General features: G+C 42.9%; 1 protein-coding gene. It reads right to left on the bottom strand.

Annotated elements, in window-relative coordinates; all coding sequences use genetic code 11:
• Nucleotides 1-371, bottom strand: a 371-nt coding sequence (locus tag ACTHSP_RS21815) for an acyltransferase (RefSeq protein WP_440346985.1), incomplete at its 3' end; no start/stop codon positions are given.
• Nucleotides 372-478 lie beyond the last annotated feature (107 nt).

Raw genomic sequence — 478 nt, 5'->3', positions numbered from 1 at the left:
CCAATCCAAACATCATCTTCAATCACAATCGGGCTGATATCTGTATAACCTTCAAAGCGGCGGGTTTCAGGGTTGAATTTGTGGTTGATCGAATAAAACAGGCATTCCGGCCCCATCATCACGTTCTTGCCGAGGGTCAAACCGTGGCAGATTTCGCAATTTACGCCGATACCCGAATTATCGCCGACTACTGTATCCGGAAAAACGTATCCACCTTTTTCAATATTGACGTTTTTACCGATGTTTGGAGAAATGCACGCAGCCAAAGCAGCACGGAATTTTTGCGCAATTCTGCCGAATGGTTTGCAATAAGACGGAGGCAACATCCCTCCCCAAACACGCAAAATGCACGTCAATATCCTTTTCCACATTAATTCCGTCTCCTGTTCGTACAAGCGTAAATATTATTCAGACTATTATTCTTCTTAAAGTTTCACATCTAGAGGAGGTTTTACATCCTCTTTTCAGTTAGATTACA

This window comes from Neisseria sp. P0001.S005 (assembly GCF_051963715.1).
Note: the sequence above shows the minus strand (reverse complement) of the source record. Positions and strands in the feature narration are given on the sequence as shown.